The organism is Streptomyces yerevanensis (assembly GCF_000716805.1).
GTDB lineage: Bacteria > Actinomycetota > Actinomycetes > Streptomycetales > Streptomycetaceae > Streptomyces > Streptomyces flaveus.
Map to the genome: position 1 here is coordinate 1 of NZ_JNWJ01000188.1, position 1,319 is coordinate 1,319.

Here is a 1,319-nt window from a genome sequence, read left to right on the forward strand (position 1 = left end):
GATCCGGCTGTAGTAGTCGACCGACATGCCGGCCAGCGCGGCCACCTCTTCACGCCTGAGCCCACCGGTACGACGCCGAGAGCCGCGGGGAAGCCCGACGTCCTCCGGTTGCAGCACCTCCCGGCGTGCCCGGAGAAAATCGGCCAGCAATGCCCGGTCCATCTCAACCTCCCGTTTTCGACTGATCAAGCATCGCGTGAACCACAACCCGGATGAAGGCCGTACTTATCCACGGACAAGTTGTCCGTGGCAAACCACACGATGGGGAGGGATGAGTCGCTGGTCCTCACACAACGTCTTCTGGCACAGAACGGCGTTCTCCGTCTCCAATGGTGTCGGCGGCTCGGTCGGCACCTCCGCCCGGTGTCCCCGCGGCCGGCTCGCGCCAGCTGCCCCAACCCAGTCACGCAAGGTCTCGGGGTTGACCCCCAGACCGGCAGTGACCTGCCGGATCGTCGCCTCGGGCCGCGACCTGTACAGCGCGACTGCGTCCGCCTTGAACTGCGGCGTATAGTGCTGGCGAGTTGGCCTGCCCGGCGTCGCGTGGTTTTCCCGGCGACCAGGGAGCGCAGGGCATCGCCGGGAAAGATGAAGATGCGGGTGCCGATCTCGGGCGTGGTGTGGAGTGATTCTCCGTCACGACGTGGTGCATGAAGTAGGTGCCGGCCGAGACGTACGCGTCACCGCCCTGATCGTGTGGGTCCTGCAGAGCCACTGCGCCGCGCAGCCCGACGTACAACCTGATCTCATCGTGCTCATGTCTCCCGACTGCGCGGGTGCTCACGGGGAGGAGCCCCAGAGTTCGTTGACGGCGGTGTCCTGCAGGGTCACCGAGCGCATCGTTCCCTGGAAGCCGTCGGCCGTGGAAGCGCTGAATTCCGGCAGGGGTACAGGTCTCCCTGAAGATGTCGCCGGAATCCCATCTGATGTCGCACAAGTACACGCTTTCCTCGCACGGCTGCGCCTATCCTTGGCTGCACTTCAACCGTCAACGATCAACAGCCTGCGGATGCACCCGGCGCCACAGAGACCATGCCTTGCTTCGCGTGCGAAGCGACGCCACCGCGACCTCTCGGGCGAAAGCAGAAAAGACACATGAAGGCAGTGCGTTTCCATCAGTACGGCGACCCGGATGCGTCTCCTTCGCGGAGGTTGAGATGGACCGGGCATTGTTGGCCGATTTTCTCCGGGCACGCCGGGAGGTGCTGCAACCGGAGGATGTCGGGCTTCCCCGCGGCTCTCGGCGTCGTACCGGTGGGCTCAGGCGTGAAGAGGTGGCCGCGCTGGCCGGCATGTCGGTCGACTACTACAGCCGGATC

Annotated in this window: 1 protein-coding gene and 2 pseudogenes; 1 reads left to right on the top strand and 2 read right to left on the bottom strand. The window is 65.1% G+C overall.

The annotated features are described in order from the left end of the window. Window positions 1–162: pseudogene (locus OP79_RS48960) on the bottom strand (helix-turn-helix domain-containing protein); the annotation flags it as partial. A 63-nt stretch (window positions 163–225) separates the two neighbouring features. After that, window positions 226–630, bottom strand: a complete 405-nt coding sequence (locus OP79_RS58845; RefSeq protein ID WP_078492543.1) for a transposase — start codon at window positions 628–630, stop codon at window positions 226–228. A gap of 527 nt (window positions 631–1,157) precedes the next feature. Here OP79_RS58845 and OP79_RS53525 point away from each other — a divergent pair. Next, window positions 1,158–1,319: pseudogene (locus OP79_RS53525) on the top strand (helix-turn-helix domain-containing protein); the annotation flags it as partial.